The following is a 21,877-nucleotide window of genomic DNA, read 5'->3' as shown; positions in this document are numbered from 1 at the left end:
TGACCTTATAATGTTAAGCTTTTTCTCTTAAAGGTTTTACCTTCACATTTAATACAAGATGAAAGCAAAGTAACGTGATGTACTTGCTGGTTATGATGGCAAGTTAAACATTCAACTTCACCAAAACCAATGTAATCACCCGCTTTATATAAGCCATCATGTACAAAATCTTCTTGTAGTTCAGCCCACTCAATTTGAGTTTGATCGGTAATAGAGGAAAGCTTTGCCCAAAAAGTATCTTTAAGTATTTCTAAATACAAAGAATGTTGTATGTCAGATTGTGATTGTTGATAAAACTCAATTAAATCTAATTTAAAGTTAGTAATAAATTGCGAGTATTTTTCTTCAGGAATACTCTCAGCAGTTTGAACCCACTTTTTAGCTTCATCTACTAATTCAACAATATGTGTTAGCTCATGTGACTTAACATCATCTAACCATTGAAGTAGTTGATTATATTTGAGATCTGAATGTTCTGGTTTTTTAGTCATATTATCCTCATTAATGAAATTCACAACAAAGAAAGATATTGATACCCGTTATCATCCAAGATGCTGGTTTCAGAGTAGTAAAGCGATTTTAATTCAAAGCGCTATTATTTATATTACGAGTATAGCCAATATTGGTAAAAAACTTAAATTTGTTTATTTATAGGGTGCAGATAAGGTATTCTATACGCAATAATTTATCCCCTTATGCCTTCAAGAGTGAGAACAATAACTTCTTGATTAAAAATCATAAGCAATCTTTTTGAATACCTGAGAAATCGTTAATGGAATCCATCTACAATCCCCAATCTATCGAAGCCGAAGTTCAACAAAGTTGGACTGAAAATAAAACATTTGCTGCTGTTGAAAATACAGAGCAAGAAAAATTTTATTGTTTAGCTATGTTCCCTTACCCAAGTGGTAAATTACACATGGGTCATGTGCGTAATTACAGCTTAGGCGATGTTATTTCTCGATACCAACGTATGCAAGGCAAGAACGTAATGCAACCTATGGGTTGGGATGCGTTTGGTTTACCGGCTGAAAACGCGGCAATCAAAAATAAATCAGCTCCAGCAAAATGGACTTATGAGAATATTGATTACATGCGTGGTCAATTAAAGTCATTAGGTTTTGGTTACGATTGGGATCGTGAATTCGCAACATGTGACAAAGATTACTATCGTTGGGAACAATGGTTTTTCACTCAGCTTTTTGAAAAAGGCTTAGTATATAAAAAGAATGCTACCGTTAACTGGGATCCAGTGGATCAAACTGTACTGGCTAACGAACAAGTTATTGATGGCCGAGGTTGGCGTTCAGGCGCTATGGTTGAGCGCAAAGAAATTCCACAGTGGTTTATTAAAATTACTGATTACGCTGAAGAGTTATTACAAGATTTAGACCAATTAACTGATTGGCCTGAACAAGTTAAAACTATGCAACGTAACTGGATTGGTCGCTCTGAAGGTGTTGAATTAACCTTTAAAGTTGCCGACTCAGACGAAAGCTTTGATGTTTACACTACACGTCCAGATACTTTAATGGGTGTAACTTATGTTGCATTAGCGGCTCAGCATCCTCTTACGTTAGAAGCTGCCAAAAACAATCCTGAAATCGCTGCATTCATCGAAGGCTGCAAAACCAATAAAGCCACAGAAGCTGATATGGCTGCTATGGAAAAGAAAGGTGTTGATACAGGTTTAAAAGCTATCCATCCTCTTACTGGTGAATTAGTACCTGTTTGGTCGGCAAACTTTGTATTAATGGATTACGGCTCAGGTGCTGTAATGTCAGTTCCAGGTCATGATCAACGTGATTGGGAATTTGCCACTAAATACGGTTTAGATATCACTCAAGTTATCGCAGGTTCTGAAGATGATGATATTACAAAAGCCGCTATTACTGAGAAAAACATATTAGTTAACTCGGGTGAGTTTGACGGTTTAACTTTTGAAGAAGCATTTAAAGCTATTTCAGATAAGTTAATTGCTGAAAACAAAGGTAATGTAAAAGTTAACTACCGTTTAAGAGATTGGGGTGTTTCACGCCAACGTTATTGGGGAACACCTATCCCAATGATCAACTTAGCTAACGGTGAATCAGTTGCAGTTCCTGCAGACCAATTACCTGTTGAGTTACCTGAAGACGTTATTATGAATGGCGTAACGTCACCAATTAAAGATAATCCAGCTTGGGCTAAAACAACTTACAATGGCGAAGAAGCACTTCGCGAAACAGATACCTTTGATACCTTTATGGAATCTTCATGGTATTACGCACGTTTTTGTTCGTCTGACGACAAAACACAAATGCTTGATCCTGAAAAAGCTAACTACTGGTTACCTGTTGATCAATATGTTGGTGGTATTGAACACGCAATTTTACATTTACTATACGCACGATTTTTCCATAAATTATTACGTGATGTAGGTTTAGTTAAATGTGACGAACCATTTAAAAGCTTACTTTGTCAGGGTATGGTATTAGCAGAAACATATTACCGTGAAGCTGATAATGGCGCGCAAGATTGGATAGCTCCAACTGACGTTGAAGTTGAGCGTAATGAAAAAGGTCAAATCACCAAAGCAACAAGTAAATTAGACGGACAACCTGTGCTTTCTGCAGGTATGAGCAAAATGTCGAAGTCTAAAAACAATGGTATTGACCCACAAGCAGTTATTCAACAATACGGTGCTGATACTGTTCGTTTATTTATCATGTTTACTTCACCACCAGAGCAAACGTTAGAGTGGTCTGATTCAGGTGTTGAAGGTGCACATAGATTCTTAAAACGTGTTTGGAAACTTGCTTACGACTTCACTCAAGAAGAAGCCTTAACTGCAGAGCAAACATTATCGAGTGTTACTTTAAATGCTAATCAAAAAGCATTACGTCGTGAACTACATAAAGCAATTGGTAAAGTGAGTGATGACATTGGTCGTCGTAATACCTTTAACACTGCCATTGCTGCAATTATGGAGTTAATGAATCACTTAACTAAAGCTAAAATAGAAACAGTTGAAGATCGCATTGTTATGCAAGAAGCGATAAGAGCTGTTATCTTAATGCTTACGCCAATTGTTCCTCATTTAAGCCACCATGTATGGAATATTATTGGTGACGGCAAGGCTGTTGAAAGCACAGCATGGCCAGTTGTTGACGAAAGTGCATTAGTTGAAGATGAAAAACTTATTATTGTGCAAGTGAATGGTAAGTTACGTGCAAAAATCACAGTTTCTGCTGATGCATCAAAAGAACAAGTTGAAGCGCTAGGTTTTGCTGACGAAAACGTGACTAAATTCACTGAAGATAAAACAGTGCGTAAAGTTATTTATGTTCCTGGTAAGTTATTAAATATAGTAGCTAACTAAAGCATGCATTTAAGCAAATAAGTACACAAGGGTAGAAATCTTATTTCTACCCTTCTCAATTTAAGTCATTAACATAAGAGAAATATAACATTGAAAATAAACGTTAAAGCAAAACGCTCTACTTTATGGTTAGGCTTTATTTTAACATTTGGCCTAATTCAAGGTTGTGGATTTCATTTACGTGGTGATTACCTACTTTCGCCGCAATTACAAAATATACATGTAAGCTCTGTCGATCAACACGGTGAGCTAACACGTTTAGTTAAGCAGCATTTAGTTCTAAATAAAATTAACATTACGCCTAAATTAACAGTAGATACACCTGAGTTACATATCCTAAAAGATAGCTTAGATAGAAGAACTCTTTCAGTATTCCCTAATGGTCAAGTAGCTGAATATGAATTAATTTATTCGGTAAAGTATCAGTTAATCTTTAGTAATGAAGACATTAGAACTTATGAAGTTGAACTCGACAAAGATTATCAAGATGATCCAAATTTAGCGCTAGCGAAAAGTCGTGAATTAACATTAATGTTAAGTGAGATGCGTAAAAAAGCGGCGGATAGAATATTACGAAACTTAGCCAGCTTAAAAATATAATATTATTTTTAATATATTGATTACATAACTCGAAGCTAAACTTAAATATTTACTCTAAAAACTAAACCATAAGCTATTTATTATATGCGTATTTATCATAACAATTTGTCATCTACACTTAACCAAAGCTTCAAGCCTATTTGGTTAGTTTTTGGTGATGAGCCATGGCAAAAAAATGATAGCTTAGCTACGATAAAAAGTAGCTATTTACAGCAAGGTTTTGACGAAGTTATACGTTTTACGGCCGATGATAAGTTTGATTGGTCGAATGTGGTTCATGAATATCAATCAATGAGCCTTTTCTCTAGTCAGCGTATTATTGAAGTTGAAATACTCTCAGGTAAAGTTAACGAAGCTGCAGGCAAAACATTGCTCGCCTTAAGTGAACAGCTTCATCATGATGTGGTTCTCCTTATCCATGGTCCAAAACTTGATGCAGCTCAACAGAAAAAAAAGTGGTTTAAAACCTTAGAAGATTTAGGTTGTTTTTTACCTATTTACGACATAGAAGGTAAACAGCTTAATCAATGGCTTAACCGTCAAATTAATAAACTTAAACTCAATATCCATCCTGATGTTATTCCTTTAATGATTGAGTTATTTGAAGGTAATTTATTGGCTTTAGATCAAGAGCTGCAAAAACTATCTATTTTATTTGGTCAAAATCAGGTCACCATTCAAGATGCTGAAAAGATCATTATTAACCAAGCGAAATTTAATCCTTTCCAAGTTGTCGATACTTTATTAAAAGGTGACCTAAAAAAATGCGTCGCTATTCTTGATCAGCTACAACATGAGGGTGCACCTATAGGTCAATTAGTTTGGTTTTTACATAAAGAAATATCTCAACTAATTGAAATGCAAGAAAAGCTCAAGCAAGGTGAATCAATTAACGATTTATATAAGTCTTATCGTATTTGGGAAAAGAAAAAGCCGCTTTATCAACACGCTTTAAATAATATGACTTATGCTAATTTGTCTCATGGTTTAAGTCGTTTAGCTGAAGTTGATTTGATCAGTAAAACATCGAGTGATTTTAACCCTTACATTCTCCTCTCTGATATATGTATTACGTTATATCACGGACAAACAACCTCTACCCTGCCGTTAGATTACGAATATAGTTAATGACTAGTGAACATGTCAGTTCTGGTAAAAAACTTCGTATTGGTATTTTAGGCGGGACTTTCGACCCTATTCATAAAGGTCATATAGAACCAGCCAAACAAGTTTTTGCTAAATTTAAACTGGATAAAGTGCTTGTTATTCCCGCTCACAAACCACCGCATAAATTAGGTACAAATGCCTCTACGACTCATAGAGTTAATATGGTTGAACTTGCCTGTGCTGATGAACAAGGTTTTGAGTTAGATACTAGAGAAACCAAACGCACTAGTCTGTCATATACATTAGATACCATTAATGAAATAAAAGTTGAGTATCCTAATAGTGAACTTTTTTTTATTATGGGAATGGATTCTTTATTGAATTTCACTCGCTGGTATTTATGGGAAAATATTCTCGAAAAGTGCAATTTAATTGTAAACACTCGACCTGGATATGATTTATCATCCATTAATGCCGAAACTAAAGCCCTACTGAATAAATACCAAAGTTCGATGAGTGATTTGCAAACACAAACATTTAGTGCTGACGAACTCCCTATCAATGTTGTTTCTATCAATAGCGCCAATATCAATAAAGCTCCTATCAAAGAAAATACTTTTATAGGAAAAGATTCAGGCCTCATTTTTTTACATAATACTGAAGAACTTGATATTTCTTCCACCGAAATACGTCATCATATATCTAATCAAGTTGACTGCTCGCAATGGTTAACTTCTGACATAATTAAATACATTAAAAATAATACCTTATACAACAACATCTGATATATTTTTTGCGCTTATATTTCGAGTTAAATAACCTATATCAAGCACTAAAATAACCATAGTGTTGATTAAATATCACTTAAGCTTGCGATTGAAGTTAAATGCAAGGTTACCTCAGAATTAAAAAGTGATATTATATAGCTCATTAATTAAATCATAGAGAACCCACGTTGGAAAATACTGCACTTAAAGCCTTTGTTATTGAAAAATTAGAAGACATGAAAGGCCGAGATATTACTGTTTTAGATATTTCAAAAAAATCAAGCTTTGCTGATTACATGATCGTATGTTCAGGCAACTCAAACAGACATGTTAAATCAATTGCTCAATCAGTTGCTATGGAATGTAGAGCTGAAGGTTTAGAACCTTTAGGCATCGAAGGTAATGATGTAGGCGAATGGGCTCTTGTTGATTTAGGCGAAATTATTGTTCACGTAATGACAGAGTCGACTCGCGACTTATATCAACTAGAACAATTATGGGAATAATATAGTCAATTATGCGTATTACCCTTTATGCGGTAGGCAACAAAATGCCATCGTGGGTCACAGAAGGATTCAACGAATATTGTCGAAGATTCCCTCGTGATATGTCATTTCACTTAGTTGAAATTTCTCCTGGAAAAAGAGGGAAAAACGCAGACATTTCTCGAATCCTAGAAAAAGAAGGTGAGCTTACTTTAGCTGCTATCCCCAAAGGCAACAGAATTGTTACCCTTGAAGTAGAGGGCAAGCCTTGGACAACTCCTCAATTAGCTCAACAACTTGAGCGTTGGCATCATGACAGCCGTGATGTTGCATTACTTGTGGGTGGACCTGAAGGGTTAGCACCTGCTTGTATTCAGGCATCTGAACAGAAATGGTCTTTATCTCCTCTTACTCTACCTCATCCTATGGTAAGAATAGTGGTTGCTGAAAGTTTATACCGTGCGTGGAGCATTAATAACAATCATCCATACCACAGAGAATAACAACGGTGTCACCACGTAAACGCATATCTATAAAAAATCATACTGCAGAAGCTAACTTATTTGCTCGAAGAGTATTAATCGCTTTTATCGGTGTAATCGTTATGGTGTTGGTTTTATTCAACAATATCTATAACTTAGAAGTAGAGTCTTACGATAAGTATAAAACCAAATCGAATTCAAACCGTATAAAAGTACTTCCTGTAGCACCCAACCGTGGACTAATATACGACAGAAACGGTGTGCTTTTAGCTGAAAACAAACCTATTTATAGCTTAGAAGTGATTCCTGAAGATGTTGAGGATATTAAAGAGCAACTATTAGAAATTAGTGCTTTATTAGATATAAGTGAAGAAAAGCAAGAAAAAGTGCTTAAATCTCTTCGCAGTAAACGTCGATTCAAACCTATTGAAATACATTCAAGATTAAGCGACCAACAAGTTGCCATTTTTTCTGTGCATCAACACAAATACCCTGGTTTCTTTATTGATGCTCGCTTAAAGCGTTATTACCCTTTTGCTGATCTAACTACGCATTCAGTAGGTTATGTTGCACGTATTAATCAACGAGATAACATAAAACTTGAAGATAAAGATATAGCCGACAACTACAAAGCAACACGTAATATCGGTAAGTTAGGTTTAGAAAAATATTACGAAGAAATACTTCATGGTTCTATTGGCCATCAAGAAGTTGAGATCAATAACCAAGGTCGAATTATAAGAACCCTGAGCTTTACTCCTCCCGTACCTGGAAAAGATCTAACATTAAGCTTAGATATTGAATTACAAATGATAGCCAAACGTGCTTTATCAGGTAACAGAGGTTCAGTCGTTGTTATGGATCCGCGCAGTGGTGAAATACTCGCTATGTACTCAAACCCAAGTTATGACGGCAACTTGTTTGTTCATGGTATTAGTACTAAAAACTACAATAAATTAAGAAACTCTAAAGACTTACCTTTTATCAACCGAAGTACTCAAGGTTTATTTCCCCCAGCGTCAACCATTAAACCTTTATTAGCTTTAACAGGTTTAGAAGAAAAAGTGATCACCCCTGAATTTGAAATTTACGATCCTGGTTTTTATCAACTAAAAGGCATTGATACCAAAAGACGTGATTGGAAGAAATGGGGACATGGCATGGTTAACTTAACCAAATCATTAGAGCAATCATGTAATATTTATTATTATGACCTCGCATTTAAGTTAGGCATAACACGCATCAGTAACATGATGGAAAAATTTGGTTTTGGTGAATACAGCGGTATCGATATACATGAAGAGCGCAGCGGAACTATGCCTAGCGTAGAATGGAAGCGCGCTCGTTACAATAAACAGTGGTATACGGGTGAAACCTTGTCTGTTGGCATAGGACAAAGTTATTGGACAGTAACTCCGATTCAACTGGTTAATTCAATCAGTATTCTTGTTAATAAAGGCGAAATTAGAATACCTCATTTATTAAAGTCGACCACTGAAACTATAAACACTGTAATCGATGAAAAAATAGAAACCTCTATTGTCACTACAGATGTAGTTTATGAAGATAAACCCCCTATCATAATAAATGAACCTAAAAACTGGGATTATGTTCTCGATGGTTTACACAATACAGTACAAAAACTAGGTGCTACAGGCTATAACGCCTTTAAAGGGAGTGCTTACGATGCAGCAGGTAAAACGGGGTCAGCGCAAGTAGCCAACATCAAGCAAGATGAAAAATACGATGCTTCAACCACCAGCGAAAATCAGCGTGATAATGCGATGTTTATTGCATTTGCTCCTTACGAAGCACCTGAGATTGTTGTTGCTGTAGCAATAGAAAACGTTGCTAAAGGTGGCGGTGCGAGTAACGCTGCACCTGTTGCTCGACAAATAATGGATCAATACTTTGGTGATAGAGTTATTATTAGTAAAGATCCAAGTCTTCACCCACACCATAAAAATGTATATGGTGAAAAATATCTGAGCGTAAATTAGTGAGAACTTCAGGCCAAGATCATCAAAAACAACGTACTATCCTCCAACGAATACATATAGATATTCCTCTACTATTGGGTATTTTAAGCCTAATGGTTTTGGGTCTTTTTGTTGTTTATAGTGCTGGTGGACAAGAGTTCGGCATTGTTATTAGACAATCAATTCGTTTAGGCATAGCTTTAGTTGTGATGTTTATTGTTGCACAGATTCCTCCTATGGCTTATCAAAAGTGGGCTGTTGCTATGTTCATAGTCGGGTTATTGCTACTCGTCTGTGTCCTACTTTTTGGACATATTGGTAAAGGTGCTCAACGTTGGTTAGATTTAGGTTTTATGAAGTTCCAACCGTCTGAGATTATGAAACTTGTAGTGCCTATTACTATTGCTTGGTTCTTGAGTCAATACGACTTACCTGCAAAAATATCCCATATCGTTATCGCCTTTATCTTAGTTTTATTACCCACATTACTTATCGCGAAACAACCTGATTTAGGTACCTCTTTACTTATTGCAAGCTCGGGAATATTTGTTATATTTTTAGCAGGAGCAAGCTTAAGACTAATAGGTGTTTGTGTAGGTTTAGCCTCCGCATTTGCTCCTATATTATGGTTTTTCTTGATGCAAGATTATCAAAAGCAACGTGTACTTACTTTCTTAAATCCAGAGCAAGATCCTTTAGGCTCGGGGTATCATATTATACAATCCAAAATCGCCATAGGTTCTGGTGGTATTCACGGTAAAGGCTGGCTACAAGGAACACAGTCTCAGCTTGAATTTTTACCTGAACGACACACAGATTTTATTTTTGCTGTTTTCAGTGAAGAGTTTGGTTTAATTGGTGTATCTATTTTATTTGCCGTGTATTTAGCTATAGTAATACGTGGTCTATACATAGCTATTAATGCTCAGCAAGCATTTACAAAGTTATTAGCTGGTAGCTTAACCCTGACCTTTTTTGTTTATGTGTTTGTTAACATAGGCATGGTGTCAGGTTTGTTACCTGTAGTTGGTGTGCCTTTACCTTTAGTCAGTTATGGCGGCACATCCATGGTAACCTTAATGGCTGGTTTTGGAATGATAATGGCCATAAGTACGAATAAACGAGTTCATGCATAAAAGGAAGTAAGTTGTGATAAAAAATAGTAAATTTTTAGTTTTATTCATTATATTTATTAGTGCTTGTAGTACCAATACAAGTCGATATAAACAAAAACATGACAGCATCCCCACTCGTACTCCATCGCCATCAGAGCTTGTTGATGCAGTTCCAAAGGATGAGCCATACAGTCGAGGTGGTAATAAAGATTATAATGTTAGAGGTAAAGACTACAGCGTTTTAGCGTCTGAAAGTAACTTCAAACAAACAGGAATAGCCTCTTGGTATGGTAATAAATTTCATGGTCATTTAACATCAAATGGTGAAATTTATGACATGTACAGCATGACTGCCGCTCATAAAAACCTTCCCTTACCGACCTATGTAAAAGTAACGAATCATTTAAATAAAAAGTCAGTTATTGTACGTGTAAATGATCGTGGACCTTTTCATGAAAACCGTATTATAGATTTATCTTATAGCGCAGCATTCAAACTCGACATGCTTAAAAAAGGCACAGCGATAGTTACTATTGAAGCCATAAATACCGATACAGAAATCAAAACAGATTTAGCCCCTATAGGCTACATTCAGGTGTTTGCTACGCAGCACCAACATATTGCGAATAAAACAGCGAATACTTTAAAAACTAAGTATCCATATGAAGTTGCTACACCTTATGAAAATAATATATATCGTGTAAAGCTAGGACCATTCATCAACCAAATGAAACTTGAAGAAGCTTTGCTTAAACTGAAACAAGATGGTTACCCAAAAGCCTTCAAAAGTTATATAAAATAACTCCAATTAGCACTTATTAAAAAGTAATATTAACTCTTACCTCTTAAGTGCTAATTTATATATTCGCCCTCCTTTTAAAGCTAATTATTATTCTCATTGATGTTATTTGATTAAAATACACGAAAAGTAACAACTTCCGATTGGTTCTGTCATAGCAATCAAAAATAAAAATGCTATACTGCAGGATAATATTGGCTTTTATAACAATAAAATATAGGAACATTATGCTTATCTCTATGACGAAGAATTTGCTTTCGTCACGCGCAAAAATCTTCACTCTGCTTGGTACATTATCTCTCAGCGCAATTCCCGTAGCACATGCAAATAATATTATTCCTGCACCACCATCAGTGAATGCTAAAGCTCACATCCTTATTGATTTTACTACAGGTAAAGTTATCGCAGAAGAAAATGCTGACAGCTTATTAGCGCCTGCAAGTTTAACTAAAATGATGACTAGTTATATTATCGGTAAAGAATTAGCTTCAGGTAATATTAAAAATGAAGATAAAGTTACTATTAGTGAACTAGCTTGGGCTAAAAACTTTCCTGATTCATCTAAAATGTTTATCGAAGTAGGTACAGAAGTTTCTGTTAGCTTATTAAACCAAGGTATTATTGTTGCTTCAGGTAACGATGCTTGTGTTGCAATGGCAGAACATGTAGCTGGTAGCGAAAGTGCATTTGCAGACTTAATGAATGCTCATGCTGAACAGTTAGGTATGAACAGTAGTTATTTTGAAAATAGCCACGGTTTAGACAGCCACGAACATAAAACAACGGCTCGTGATATGGCAACTTTAGCTAAAGCACTTATTCGCGATGTGCCTGAAGAATATAAAATATATAAACAAAAATCGTTTACTTACAACAACATCAAACAATATAACCGTAATAGTTTATTGTGGGATAAAAGTATGAATGTTGACGGTTTAAAAACAGGTCATACTTCACAAGCAGGTTACAGCTTAGTAACTTCAGCAACTAAAGGTGGCATGCGTTTAATCAGTGTTGTTATGGGAACTGATAGTGAAAGAGCACGTAAAGTAGAAAGTAAAAAATTACTTAACTACGGCTTCAGATTCTTTGAAACGTATACACCTTACGAAGCGGGTGAGAAGTTTGTTACTAACCGCGTATGGATGGGTGATGTTCCTGAAGTGGATTTAGGTATTTTAGAAAGTACACCTATAACTATTCCACGTGGACAACGTAAAAACCTTGAAGCAAACTTTGAATTAAGTAAGCAGCTTACAGCGCCATTAAGTAAAGGCGAAGTTGTTGGTAAAGTATTTTTACAGCTTAATGGTGAAGACATCGCTGAATACCCATTAGTTACGCTACAAGAGATAAATGAGGGTGGCATATTCAGCCGCTTAATGGATTATGTTAAATTACAATTTGTTAATTAATCACTAAACTTATTGAATAAAAATCACTTAGACCGAGCTCAAGTGAGTAAACGGTTAAAGTAAAGCGAGGGATACTTAAGGTATCCCTTTTTTATTATCTGCACTTCCCTTTCGATGTAAATCACTCAAAACTATTTAAACAATTCTTTGATATACACATCAATAAAAAGTAAATGAAAAAACTTATAAGATGGTATTAGCCCTACAGCCCAAATTAATGATAAAATATATTTATAACGTTAAATAGTTAACACATAAATCAATATCATTAACCCGATATATCTAGGTAAAAAAATGCAAACTAAGTTTGATGAATTATTAGAATTTCCTACTGTTTTAAACTTCAAAGTAATGGGTGTGGCTTGTGATGAACTGCCAGATCTTATTATTGCTGAGTTACAAAAGCATACACCAGGTGATTATTCTCCAAAAATAAAGCCAAGTTCAAAAGGTAATTATCATTCAGTTGCTATTGCGGTAACCGTTACAAGTAAAGATCACATTGAAACCATTTATAAAACCTTAACAGCTATTGAAGAAGTACGTTACGTACTTTAATTATCCCCTTGAAAGCTGTGCGGTGTAATGTCACTTTTATTCTTTTATAATATTCCATATACATTAAAGGCCAATGTATGAATGATACTTTGGTAGTTAGACAACTAAACCAAATCGATTACACGACTGTTTGGGAAGCCATGAAAAGCTTTACCGACAGTCGTAATGATGAAACTTTAGATGAAGTTTGGTTAGTTGAACATCCTGCTGTTTTTACACAAGGACAAGCAGGTAAAGAAGAACATCTACTCAGCCCAGGTAATATTCCTGTGGTAAAAGTAGACCGTGGCGGACAAGTTACCTACCACGGACCAGGGCAACAAGTACTCTATGTATTAGTTAATCTTCGCCGCAGAAAAATGGGCGTTAGACAACTTGTTACGCTAATTGAAACAGTCATCATTGATTCTCTCAATGATTATGGTATTACCGCGTTAGCAAAGGCGGATGCCCCTGGTGTTTACATAGATAACAAAAAAGTTGCCTCTTTAGGTTTAAGAGTTCGAAAAGGATGTTCTTTTCATGGATTAGCGCTAAACGTTAACATGGACCTATCACCTTTCTTATTAATTAATCCATGTGGTTACGCAGGTTTAGAAATGGTTCAAACATCAGCATTGAATGGACCACAAAATATTTCAGAAGCAGGAGAGTCTTTAGTTAAACACATAAGCACTCTTTTAAATTCAAACACTATTGTTTATAAAACAGGGTTGGAAACATTAAATGACAACTAAATCATCACGTATAGAAGCTGGTACTAAATTACGTGACGCCGACAAAATGGCGCATATTCCAATTAAAGTCGTTACGTCAGAAAGAGAAACAATGTTACGTAAGCCTGAATGGTTGCGTATTAAATTGCCAAGAACGACAGATCGTATTGACGCGATAAAATCAGCTTTACGTAAGCATGACTTACATTCTGTATGTGAAGAAGCATCATGCCCTAACCTGTCTGAATGTTTTAACCACGGTACAGCAACCTTTATGATTTTAGGTGATATTTGTACACGACGTTGTCCGTTCTGTGATGTAGGTCATGGTCGTCCTTTAGCTGTAAATCAAGACGAACCTAAAAAACTTGCTCTTACGTTAAAAGATATGGCATTAAAGTACGTAGTAATTACCTCTGTTGATAGAGATGACTTACGCGATGGTGGCGCACAACAATTTGCCGAATGTATTAAAGAAATTAGCGTACATTCTCCAAATACTAAAGTTGAAATTTTAGTTCCAGATTTTCGTGGTCGTATGGACAAGGCATTAGAAATACTTAATGCTCATCCTCCTCATACGTTTAATCACAATATGGAAACAGCGCCACGTTTATACACAAAAGCTCGCCCAGGTGCTAATTACCAATGGTCATTAGACTTATTAAAGAAATTTGGTGAATCTAATCCTACAGTTCCTACTAAATCAGGTCTTATGGTTGGTTTAGGTGAAACTAACGAAGAAATACTAGAAGTAATGCGTGATCTACGTGCTCATGGCGTAACCATGCTAACGGTTGGTCAATACTTGCAACCAAGTAAGCATCACTTACCTGTTGAGCGTTACGTACATCCTGACGACTTTGATATGTTCCAGAAAGAAGCAATGAAAATGGGCTTCGACCACGCAGCCTGTGGTCCACTGGTTCGATCTTCATACCATGCTGATAAACAAGCGGCTGGTGAAGAAGTTAAGTAACTTCTATTGCTTCTAAAGCTTTATAAAGGTGAACTGAATTCAGTTCACCTTTTTTTATGCTTAAAAGTTCATGGTTCATAAAATATTACTACTAAGGCTTGTTCCCGAACTCTTTTTTTAACTGATCATCTTAGTAATACGAATACCCAAACGTTTAGCTAATCGGCTTAAATTGGCTCTATCTGTTCCTAATCGCTTAGCCGATAAGCTCCAATTCCCACCTTCTTCTGTTAATACTTGTGTGATTAATTGTTTTTGAAATTCATCAACTTCATACCTTAAATTTATCGACGAATAAGCAATACGATTTGTAGATATATCAACTCTTTGCTGAACTAGGTTCTTATTATGAGAGAAAGTATCGTTACTTAATTCATCACAATCATTTAATGCTATTTTAACTATGGCTTTATCTTTTTGTCTGGCAAAAGCTTTTAACGCAGCTCTACTTAACAAGTGTTCTAATTCTCGAATATTTCCAGGCCAGTGATAGCTTGATAAATAGTCGAGTACTTCAGGAGATGTTTTCAGTTGTTTAATACCTAATTTACGCTTTGTTTTCTCAATAAAAAATCCAGCTAATAAAACTATGTCACCATCACGATCTCTTAATGGTGGCACTTCAATAGGATAAACATTTAAACGGTGAAAAAGATCCGCTCGGAAAGTGCCTTTTTCAACTTCGTTTTGTAAATTCCGATTAGTTGCAGCAATAACTCGAACATCCACTGTTATTACTTTATCTTGTCCTACTGCTTGTATCTCATTACTTTGAATAGCTCTGAGCAATTTACTTTGCGCAGTTAAAGGTAGCTCACCAACTTCATCTAAAAACAAGGTACCACCATCAGCAATAACAAACTTACCTGATCTATTCTTATCAGCACCTGTAAATGCACCTTTAACATGCCCAAACAATTCACTCTCAACAAGGTTATCAGGCAATGCTGCACAGTTTATATAAACGATTGGATAAGTATTACGTGAAGATTGTTGGTGAATATCGTGTGCAACAAGTTCTTTTCCTGAGCCACTCTCGCCTTGAATTAGAACGTTAAACTGTGATGAAGCAACTAAGGTAATTTCTTTCTTCAAATTTAACATTTTGACACTTTGACCAATTAACTCATTTTGTTCAGCAACTACATTAGGCTGACTTAAAGCCGCAACAATTTGATTAGAATGATCAATATTTCGCTCTAATTGCTCAAGTGTTAGCGCAGTATTTAAACTCACTGACGCCATCGCTGTTATCACTTCTAGCGTTCTTTCAGGAATGTTATCAAATAGCTCAGGAATTAAACTATCGAGTGTTAACACGCCAATAAGTTGATCTTCAAAATGCAAAGGAATGCCCATACATGAATGAATGGGTAAATCGCCATCACGACCAATCAGTAAACCATCATAAGGATCAGGTAATGAACAATCGCTTGGAAATCTAACAAACCTTTCTGATTGGCAAATTTGAGCTAGACGAGGATGTTCATCAATAACAAAACGACGCCCTAAAGTATCTTTAGTTAGCCCCTGTAGCGCTAACGGAACAAGGTTATCACCTTTTACTGCTAATACAGCTACAGCTTCACACGTTATTGCTTTTCTTATGGTTGAAAGCAAGTTATCGAAGCGATCATTACTTGTTAAGCTTTTAGTTAAGTTTAACGATAATTCAATTAATGCAGCAGAAGAAATTTCATTCACGTCATATCACTTTTCTTAATGTTTTACTCATCATGTCATATAGAACCTAAGAAGTCAAAATGACTACAAATAAATATGAGTCATTATGACTACAAAAGAAATTAAAAAAACATTAACGCATTGATAATAAAGTAGTTAAAAAACATGGTTCAATTCTTGATATAACTAAATATATAAATAATTTATTACTGTATTCAAAGTATTAAATAACGAGGTATTAAATGTTTAACTACAATATTTTACAGACTGTTTTGCAAAGTTCAGCTTTCCTAAGTGTTTTACCCAGCATTTTGCCAAGCCACTCATCAAATGCCTTGTCTCATCATCATTCAAAAAGCCAAGTAGTAGATTATGCGTTATGTATAACATTGGGAAATTATTTCATGGTGGTTTCATTATCAGCTATGACTATGAGCATACTTGTAAGTTACGTATTTACTGAATACTTCAGCTTAGGCATACAAATCACGGCTCATATCAGTACTATTATTACCGCTGGAATAGCTAAAATTGGTTATGTTATTCGATGCATTGGCGCACATGGTTTAGGGCATAAGGCTTTTTAAAATGACAAAAAATTTACTTAATATACAAGAACCTGATAACTCCAAGCCTACAAATAGCTCCTCAGTAGCAAAAAAGACTATTTTTGAACATGTGATTTTTGATTTACCTTTCAGATCGTATTTTCTTCTAGCCCCTGCTTTTGCGATTATTTGCTTAACCTTATGGTTAGCTTTTTTAAATGGAGTATTTAGCTTCAATACAACAGGATTAACACCTGTAGTTTGGCATCTTCATGAAATGATTTTTGGATTTTCAGCTACCATCGCCGTTGCTTTTATTTTAACTGCATCACAAACATGGACAGGATCACGTAGCTTACATGGTAAGGCGCTAGCACTATTAATTTTAGTATGGTTAGCTGTTCGAATCGCCCTGATTATAAACACTGAATACTCAGTGCTTACGGCTTTAGTTTTACAAGCTATTTGGTGGATAGCTGTTATCTATATTTACACTAAACAAGTCATATCAGCACAAAATAAAAGAAATTATTTATTTATCGCGATTCTATTTTTGATGGCATTAATGAATACGTTAGTCTTAGTAACTGATATTTCAGGAAACACACACATAGCTCTGCATTTATCACGTTCGATGATTTTAATATTTGTTCTTCTTATGTCTTTAATTGGTGGACGTGTTATCCCCTTTTTTACTGTCCGTGGCGCAAATACAGAAGCGATAACAACACCTAACTGGCTTAATATTTCATTAATCATAGTGTCTTTACTCAGCATAGTTGTGTTTATCTTAAGTGGCTTTTTTGATTTACCTATAATGCCTGCCATCTTTATGATTACGGCAAGTATTTTACATTTCATCCGTCTACTTCATTGGCGCACACTTAACACTTTATCTGTCCCTTTATTATGGTCATTACATACTTCCTATTTGTTTATTTCATTAGGGCTATTTATGCTGGGATTAAGTTATTACAACATAGGTATTAGCTTTAGCGACGCTCTGCATCTGCTCACTATTGGAGCTATGAGCTTGATGATATTAGCAATGATGAGTCGTGTTTCACTGGGTCATACAAACCGAGCATTAAAAGTAAAAAACATTATTAGTTTAAGCTTTATCATTATGCTTATTGCCGCCTTAATTAGAAGCTTTGCGCCTTATCTTCCTAAAGAACTATTTCAAGCTTTGCACCTTAATCCGACTCTTTTTTCATGGAGTTTAAGTGCAGCACTTTGGATAGTTGCCATGCTTATTTTCTTAAAAACTTATTGGCCAATTTTAACAACAGTAAAAAAACATCAAGATTAATTATTCCCTTTACCTTTATTAGTTAACGACTTAGGAGTCATCCATGTTAACCACAGAACATATTAACGTAGTAAAAAGTACAATCCCTTTATTAGAAAGTGGCGGTACAGCAATTACAGAACATTTTTATAAACGCTTGTTTAGCCATAACCCTGAATTAAAAGATATTTTTAATATGAGTAATCAGGAAACTGGCCGTCAAAAAACAGCATTATTCGAAGCCATATTAGCTTACGCACGTAACATAGATAATCTTGCTGTATTAAAGCACGCGGTTGAACGGATAACGCAAAAACATACGAGCTTTCATATTCAACCTGAACATTATCAAGTGGTTGGTTTACACCTAATTGAAACATTGAGAGAATTATTACCTGAGCAATTTACAAAACAAGTAGAAGACGCTTGGACTGCTGCCTATGGTGTTTTAGCAACAGTCTTTATTAATAGAGAAGAAGAGTTATACAGTGAGCGCGCTGAAAGTTTAGGTGGTTGGCGAGGTAAACGTGCTTTCTGCTTGGTTGCAAAAGAACAGGAATCATCACTTGTAACAAGCTTTATGTTTGAGCCTATGGATCATCAACCAGTAATGCACTATAAAGCTGGTCAGTTTATTGGCATAGAATTAACACCAAAAACTAGCGAGCATGTTGAAATACGTCAATATTCACTTTCAACTAAACCGAATGGAAAAAGCTATCGTATATCGGTAAAGCGCGAGTTAGGTGAGAAAGAAGGCTTAATGTCTAACCATTTACACGACAATTTAAATGTTGGCGATCTAGTAGATTTACATGCCCCAGCTGGAGATTTCATATTAATTGAGCGTAAAGCTCCTGTTGTTCTAATTTCAGCAGGTGTTGGCATAACACCTATGCAAGCCATGCTAGAAACATTAGCTGAACTAAACTACGCCGAACCTGTTTATTATCTTCACGCCTGTGAAAATTCAGCACAACATTCATTTGAACAACGCACACATGATCTATGTACTGAAAACAATTGGCAATATCATACTTGGTACAATACAGAAGAAGCTGATAAGGCAAATACTCATCAAGGTTTAATTAACTTTAGCCAGATTGATTTACCTAAAAAAGAAGGTGATTTTTATCTGTGTGGTCCGGTTGGATTTATGAAGTTTGCAAAAGATGAATTAGTCAAACTTGGCGTTAGCGAGAGCCGTATTCATTATGAGGTATTTGGTCCTCACTCATCTTTCTAGTTCAATAGGGATATTATTGATTAAGCGTTCTAAATTTAATGTAAATTGATATCAATAATATAATAGCAATTTGATTAATTGAGTCCTCTACTTTGTCATGAGAAAAATGGATAATTACAAGACATAAAATTTAGTAAGTAGTTATTCTACTTATAAATTTTATAACTCCATCATTATTGATTTTAACCATTAAAAATGAAAAGTTAATTAATCAACTTGGTATCATACAGCTACAAACATTAAAGGTAGCACCAAACTTATGTTGCTACCTTCAACTATTGTTCTTAGCTTGCTAGAAAGTTTTATGATTCGTTTTAATGAAAATAGTAAATATTGCCCCTATAAATGCAGCAAGCATTGCTATATCAAATGCATTAGTTGCACCACTTCCTTCTAACCAAAGTGTTCCAGCGTAATAAGCACCAATTCCGCCACCTACACCATAAACACCGCCAATATAAATAGCTTGTCCTCTATTTTGCTGGCTAGGATCGAAATGTTGCTGTAAAAACTGTATCGATGCGCTGTGATATAACCCAAAACTTGCCGCATGGATTAACTGCGAGAAGATCATAACAATCATGATGTCGCCATAATGTCCCATTAAGAACCAACGGAAAGACGTGATGATCAAACTAAAAATCAAAATACTCTTGATACTGAAATACTTAAATATTTTACCTGCATAAATAAAAATAGTAATTTCAGCTACAACACCTAACGAAATAAGTAAGCCTACAGCTATGGTTGGGTATCCTAAGTCTCTTAAATATAAACCAAAAAAGCTGTAGTAAGTACCTAAGCTAAGTTGTAATAAAAGCCCTGCAATAAAAAACACAGCAAAATTTATATTAAACAACTTGTCACGAATTGATGAGGTTTTTGTGATCTGAGACTTTTTAATTTTGGATTGTTTTACTAAAAGTGTAGATATAAATAACCCGAATAAAATGACAAAGCCTACATAAGTAAAAACTTCTGAACTGAATTTTTCTATCAATTCACCCGTGATCACAGCAAAGAAAATAAAACCTATACTGCCCCACAAGCGAATACGCGCATAAATCTTAGGACTTTTTCGAATAGAGTTTAATGTCATCACTTCAATTTGGGGCAAAATCGCGTTCCAAAACAAACTAAACGATGCTAAACAAAACACAATAGGCCAATAATCATTTAACCAAAATAGAAAGGTAAAAAGTGCACATGCCAAAAAAGCGCCCAGCCTGATAATGCCAAGTTGCTGTCCTGTTTTATCAGCTAAAGCAGCCCATAAAGTAGGTCCTATTATTTTTGTCGCAGCAATAATCGCGAGCATCTCACCTATTTCTTCAGATGAAAAATTCTTCCCATCTAAATAAAGTGGTAAAAAAGGAATGATTAAACCAAGTAAACCAAAATACCAAAAATAGCTAAATGAGGAACGGACAAACAATAAAGACTTCATTCATTTACCTTAATAAATAAATTGCTTAAACAATAATGGGGTTAATAATGACGATGAGTTGAGATTAAAATAGAGCTGGTATCAAATAGAAATGATACCAACTCTTTTGTAGAGCAGATTATTATTTTGAAATGTCTGGCGTTTCACACATAACGTCAGCATTTTGAGCTCGGTTACGCATAAAGTGATCCATTAGCGTTAAAGCTAACATAGCTTCAGCAATAGGTACTGCACGAATTCCAACACAAGGATCATGTCTACCTTTGGTGATTAAGTCCGTAGATTCGCCCTGCTTGTTAATGGTTTTTCCACTCACACCAATACTTGATGTTGGTTTTAATGCAATATGAGCAACAATACTTTGTCCTGAAGAAATGCCACCTAACACGCCACCTGCACTATTTTTTGCAAAGCCATTTGGTGTTAGTTCATCACGATGTACTGAACCTTTTTGATTAACCACTTCAAAACCATCGCCAATCTCAACACCTTTAACGGCATTAATTCCCATTAAAGCATGAGCAATATCAGCATCTAGTCGGTCAAAAATAGGCTCACCTAAACCAACGGGTACATTTTCAGCAACAACCGTTAACTTAGCACCTATAGAATCTTTCTCGCGCATAATGCCACGTAGGTATTCATCAAGTTGCTCAAGCTTATCTTCATCAGGGAAAAAGAATGGATTATTTTCTACTAGATCCCAATCGTATTTCTCAGCTTTGATATCCGCTATTTGTGTTACACAAGCTCGAATAACAATACCTAGTTTTTCTTTTAGGAACTTCTTAGCAACAGATCCAGCAGCAACACGCATCGCAGTTTCACGAGCAGAAGAACGCCCGCCGCCACGATAATCTCGAATGCCGTATTTTTGCCAGTAAGTATAATCTGCATGGCCAGGTCGAAAGCTTTCAGATATGTTGCCGTAATCTTGTGAGCGTTGATCTTTATTTTTGATCATCAAACCAATTGGCGTACCTGTCGTTTTACCTCCAAATACACCCGACATAATAGTTACTTCGTCATCTTCACGGCGAGCAGTAGTAAAGCGAGATTGACCAGGTTTACGACGGTCGAGATCTATTTGTAGATCAGCTTCCGTTAATGCTAAACCTGGAGGGCAACCATCTATAATTGCGCCTAAACCTAAACCATGGCTTTCACCATAAGTGGTTACTGTGAATAATTTTCCGAATGTATTGCCTGACATACTGAATTAACTACCTTTGTTAATATAAATTAATACCAATAAAAAATAAGCTGTTGGTTAACTTTAGATTAATCGTTTTTATTCTA

The 21,877-nt window shown here is 35.5% G+C and carries 20 protein-coding genes; 16 read left to right on the top strand and 4 right to left on the bottom strand.

Annotated features, from left to right (window positions below):
* Positions 1 to 5 precede the first annotated feature (5 nt).
* Positions 6 to 491, bottom strand: a complete 486-nt coding sequence (locus tag ACPUVN_RS03245; protein ID WP_426358037.1) for a zinc ribbon-containing protein — start codon at positions 489 to 491, stop codon at positions 6 to 8.
* A gap of 281 nt (positions 492 to 772) precedes the next feature.
* Between ACPUVN_RS03245 and leuS the strand changes: the two genes are divergently transcribed.
* From leuS to lipA, 13 genes are all read left to right on the top strand, one after another.
* Positions 773 to 3,361, top strand: coding sequence for a leucine--tRNA ligase (gene leuS / locus ACPUVN_RS03240; protein ID WP_426369956.1), 2,589 nt, complete (start codon positions 773 to 775; stop codon positions 3,359 to 3,361).
* Positions 3,362 to 3,451: 90 nt separating this feature from the next.
* Positions 3,452 to 3,961 carry an LPS assembly lipoprotein LptE gene (gene lptE / locus ACPUVN_RS03235; protein WP_426358039.1) on the top strand — a complete coding sequence of 170 codons (510 nt, stop codon included), beginning with the start codon at positions 3,452 to 3,454 and terminating at the stop codon, positions 3,959 to 3,961.
* Positions 3,962 to 4,045: 84 nt separating this feature from the next.
* The gene (gene holA / locus ACPUVN_RS03230) at positions 4,046 to 5,089 is read left to right on the top strand and encodes a DNA polymerase III subunit delta (protein ID WP_426358040.1); all 1,044 of its coding nucleotides are present in this window, start codon (positions 4,046 to 4,048) and stop codon (positions 5,087 to 5,089) included.
* Entirely contained in the window at positions 5,089 to 5,853 is a 765-nt protein-coding gene (gene nadD / locus ACPUVN_RS03225; protein WP_426358041.1) for a nicotinate (nicotinamide) nucleotide adenylyltransferase, read from the top strand. Before holA ends, nadD begins: the two co-directional genes overlap by 1 nt.
* 170 nt (positions 5,854 to 6,023) lie before the next feature.
* Positions 6,024 to 6,341: a ribosome silencing factor gene (gene rsfS / locus ACPUVN_RS03220; protein WP_304369712.1), complete on the top strand. Its 318-nt coding sequence runs from the start codon at positions 6,024 to 6,026 to the stop codon at positions 6,339 to 6,341.
* 11 nt (positions 6,342 to 6,352) lie between these two features.
* On the top strand, positions 6,353 to 6,823 hold the full coding sequence (gene rlmH, locus ACPUVN_RS03215; protein WP_304369714.1) for a 23S rRNA (pseudouridine(1915)-N(3))-methyltransferase RlmH: 471 nt from the start codon (positions 6,353 to 6,355) through the stop codon (positions 6,821 to 6,823).
* 5 nt (positions 6,824 to 6,828) lie between these two features.
* A complete protein-coding gene (mrdA, locus tag ACPUVN_RS03210; protein ID WP_426358042.1) occupies positions 6,829 to 8,802 on the top strand; it encodes a penicillin-binding protein 2 in 1,974 nt (657 codons plus the stop codon).
* Positions 8,802 to 9,917, top strand: coding sequence for a rod shape-determining protein RodA (gene rodA / locus ACPUVN_RS03205; protein ID WP_426358043.1), 1,116 nt, complete (start codon positions 8,802 to 8,804; stop codon positions 9,915 to 9,917). Before mrdA ends, rodA begins: the two co-directional genes overlap by 1 nt.
* A 13-nt stretch (positions 9,918 to 9,930) precedes the next feature.
* Positions 9,931 to 10,698, top strand: a complete 768-nt coding sequence (locus tag ACPUVN_RS03200; protein WP_426358044.1) for a septal ring lytic transglycosylase RlpA family protein — start codon at positions 9,931 to 9,933, stop codon at positions 10,696 to 10,698.
* A 248-nt stretch (positions 10,699 to 10,946) separates the two neighbouring features.
* The gene (locus ACPUVN_RS03195) at positions 10,947 to 12,110 is read left to right on the top strand and encodes a serine hydrolase (RefSeq protein WP_426360581.1); all 1,164 of its coding nucleotides are present in this window, start codon (positions 10,947 to 10,949) and stop codon (positions 12,108 to 12,110) included.
* Positions 12,111 to 12,404: 294 nt separating this feature from the next.
* On the top strand, positions 12,405 to 12,668 hold the full coding sequence (gene ybeD, locus ACPUVN_RS03190) for a DUF493 family protein YbeD (RefSeq protein WP_426358045.1): 264 nt from the start codon (positions 12,405 to 12,407) through the stop codon (positions 12,666 to 12,668).
* A gap of 77 nt (positions 12,669 to 12,745) precedes the next feature.
* The gene (gene lipB, locus ACPUVN_RS03185; RefSeq protein ID WP_426358046.1) at positions 12,746 to 13,405 is read left to right on the top strand and encodes a lipoyl(octanoyl) transferase LipB; all 660 of its coding nucleotides are present in this window, start codon (positions 12,746 to 12,748) and stop codon (positions 13,403 to 13,405) included.
* Positions 13,395 to 14,363 (top strand): lipoyl synthase, encoded by a 969-nt coding sequence (gene lipA / locus ACPUVN_RS03180; RefSeq protein WP_426358047.1) that lies wholly within the window; start codon positions 13,395 to 13,397, stop codon positions 14,361 to 14,363. Before lipB ends, lipA begins: the two co-directional genes overlap by 11 nt.
* A 117-nt stretch (positions 14,364 to 14,480) precedes the next feature.
* Here lipA and norR read toward each other — a convergent pair whose 3' ends face one another.
* Entirely contained in the window at positions 14,481 to 16,067 is a 1,587-nt protein-coding gene (gene norR, locus ACPUVN_RS03175; protein WP_426369955.1) for a nitric oxide reductase transcriptional regulator NorR, read from the bottom strand.
* A gap of 221 nt (positions 16,068 to 16,288) precedes the next feature.
* On the opposite strand from norR, the gene ACPUVN_RS03170 reads away from it, so the two are divergent.
* From ACPUVN_RS03170 to hmpA, 3 genes are read left to right on the top strand one after another with little or no spacing between them, the layout of a single operon-like run.
* On the top strand, positions 16,289 to 16,633 hold the full coding sequence (locus ACPUVN_RS03170) for a hypothetical protein (protein WP_426358049.1): 345 nt from the start codon (positions 16,289 to 16,291) through the stop codon (positions 16,631 to 16,633).
* A 1-nt stretch (position 16,634) separates the two neighbouring features.
* Complete coding sequence (locus tag ACPUVN_RS03165; RefSeq protein WP_426369954.1) at positions 16,635 to 17,906, top strand: NnrS family protein; 1,272 nt, start codon at positions 16,635 to 16,637, stop codon at positions 17,904 to 17,906.
* Between the two features lie 43 nt (positions 17,907 to 17,949).
* Complete coding sequence (hmpA, locus tag ACPUVN_RS03160; protein WP_426358051.1) at positions 17,950 to 19,131, top strand: NO-inducible flavohemoprotein; 1,182 nt, start codon at positions 17,950 to 17,952, stop codon at positions 19,129 to 19,131.
* Positions 19,132 to 19,423: 292 nt separating this feature from the next.
* On the opposite strand, the gene ACPUVN_RS03155 is transcribed toward hmpA, so the two are convergent.
* Entirely contained in the window at positions 19,424 to 20,578 is a 1,155-nt protein-coding gene (locus ACPUVN_RS03155) for an MFS transporter (protein ID WP_426358052.1), read from the bottom strand.
* A 121-nt stretch (positions 20,579 to 20,699) separates the two neighbouring features.
* Complete coding sequence (gene aroC / locus ACPUVN_RS03150) at positions 20,700 to 21,791, bottom strand: chorismate synthase (RefSeq protein ID WP_426369953.1); 1,092 nt, start codon at positions 21,789 to 21,791, stop codon at positions 20,700 to 20,702.
* Positions 21,792 to 21,877: the final 86 nt, after the last annotated feature.

Source organism: Pseudocolwellia antarctica (assembly GCF_049933045.1).
Taxonomy (GTDB): Bacteria; Pseudomonadota; Gammaproteobacteria; order Enterobacterales; family Alteromonadaceae; genus Pseudocolwellia.
This window is presented reverse-complemented; position numbering and strand designations above follow the sequence as displayed.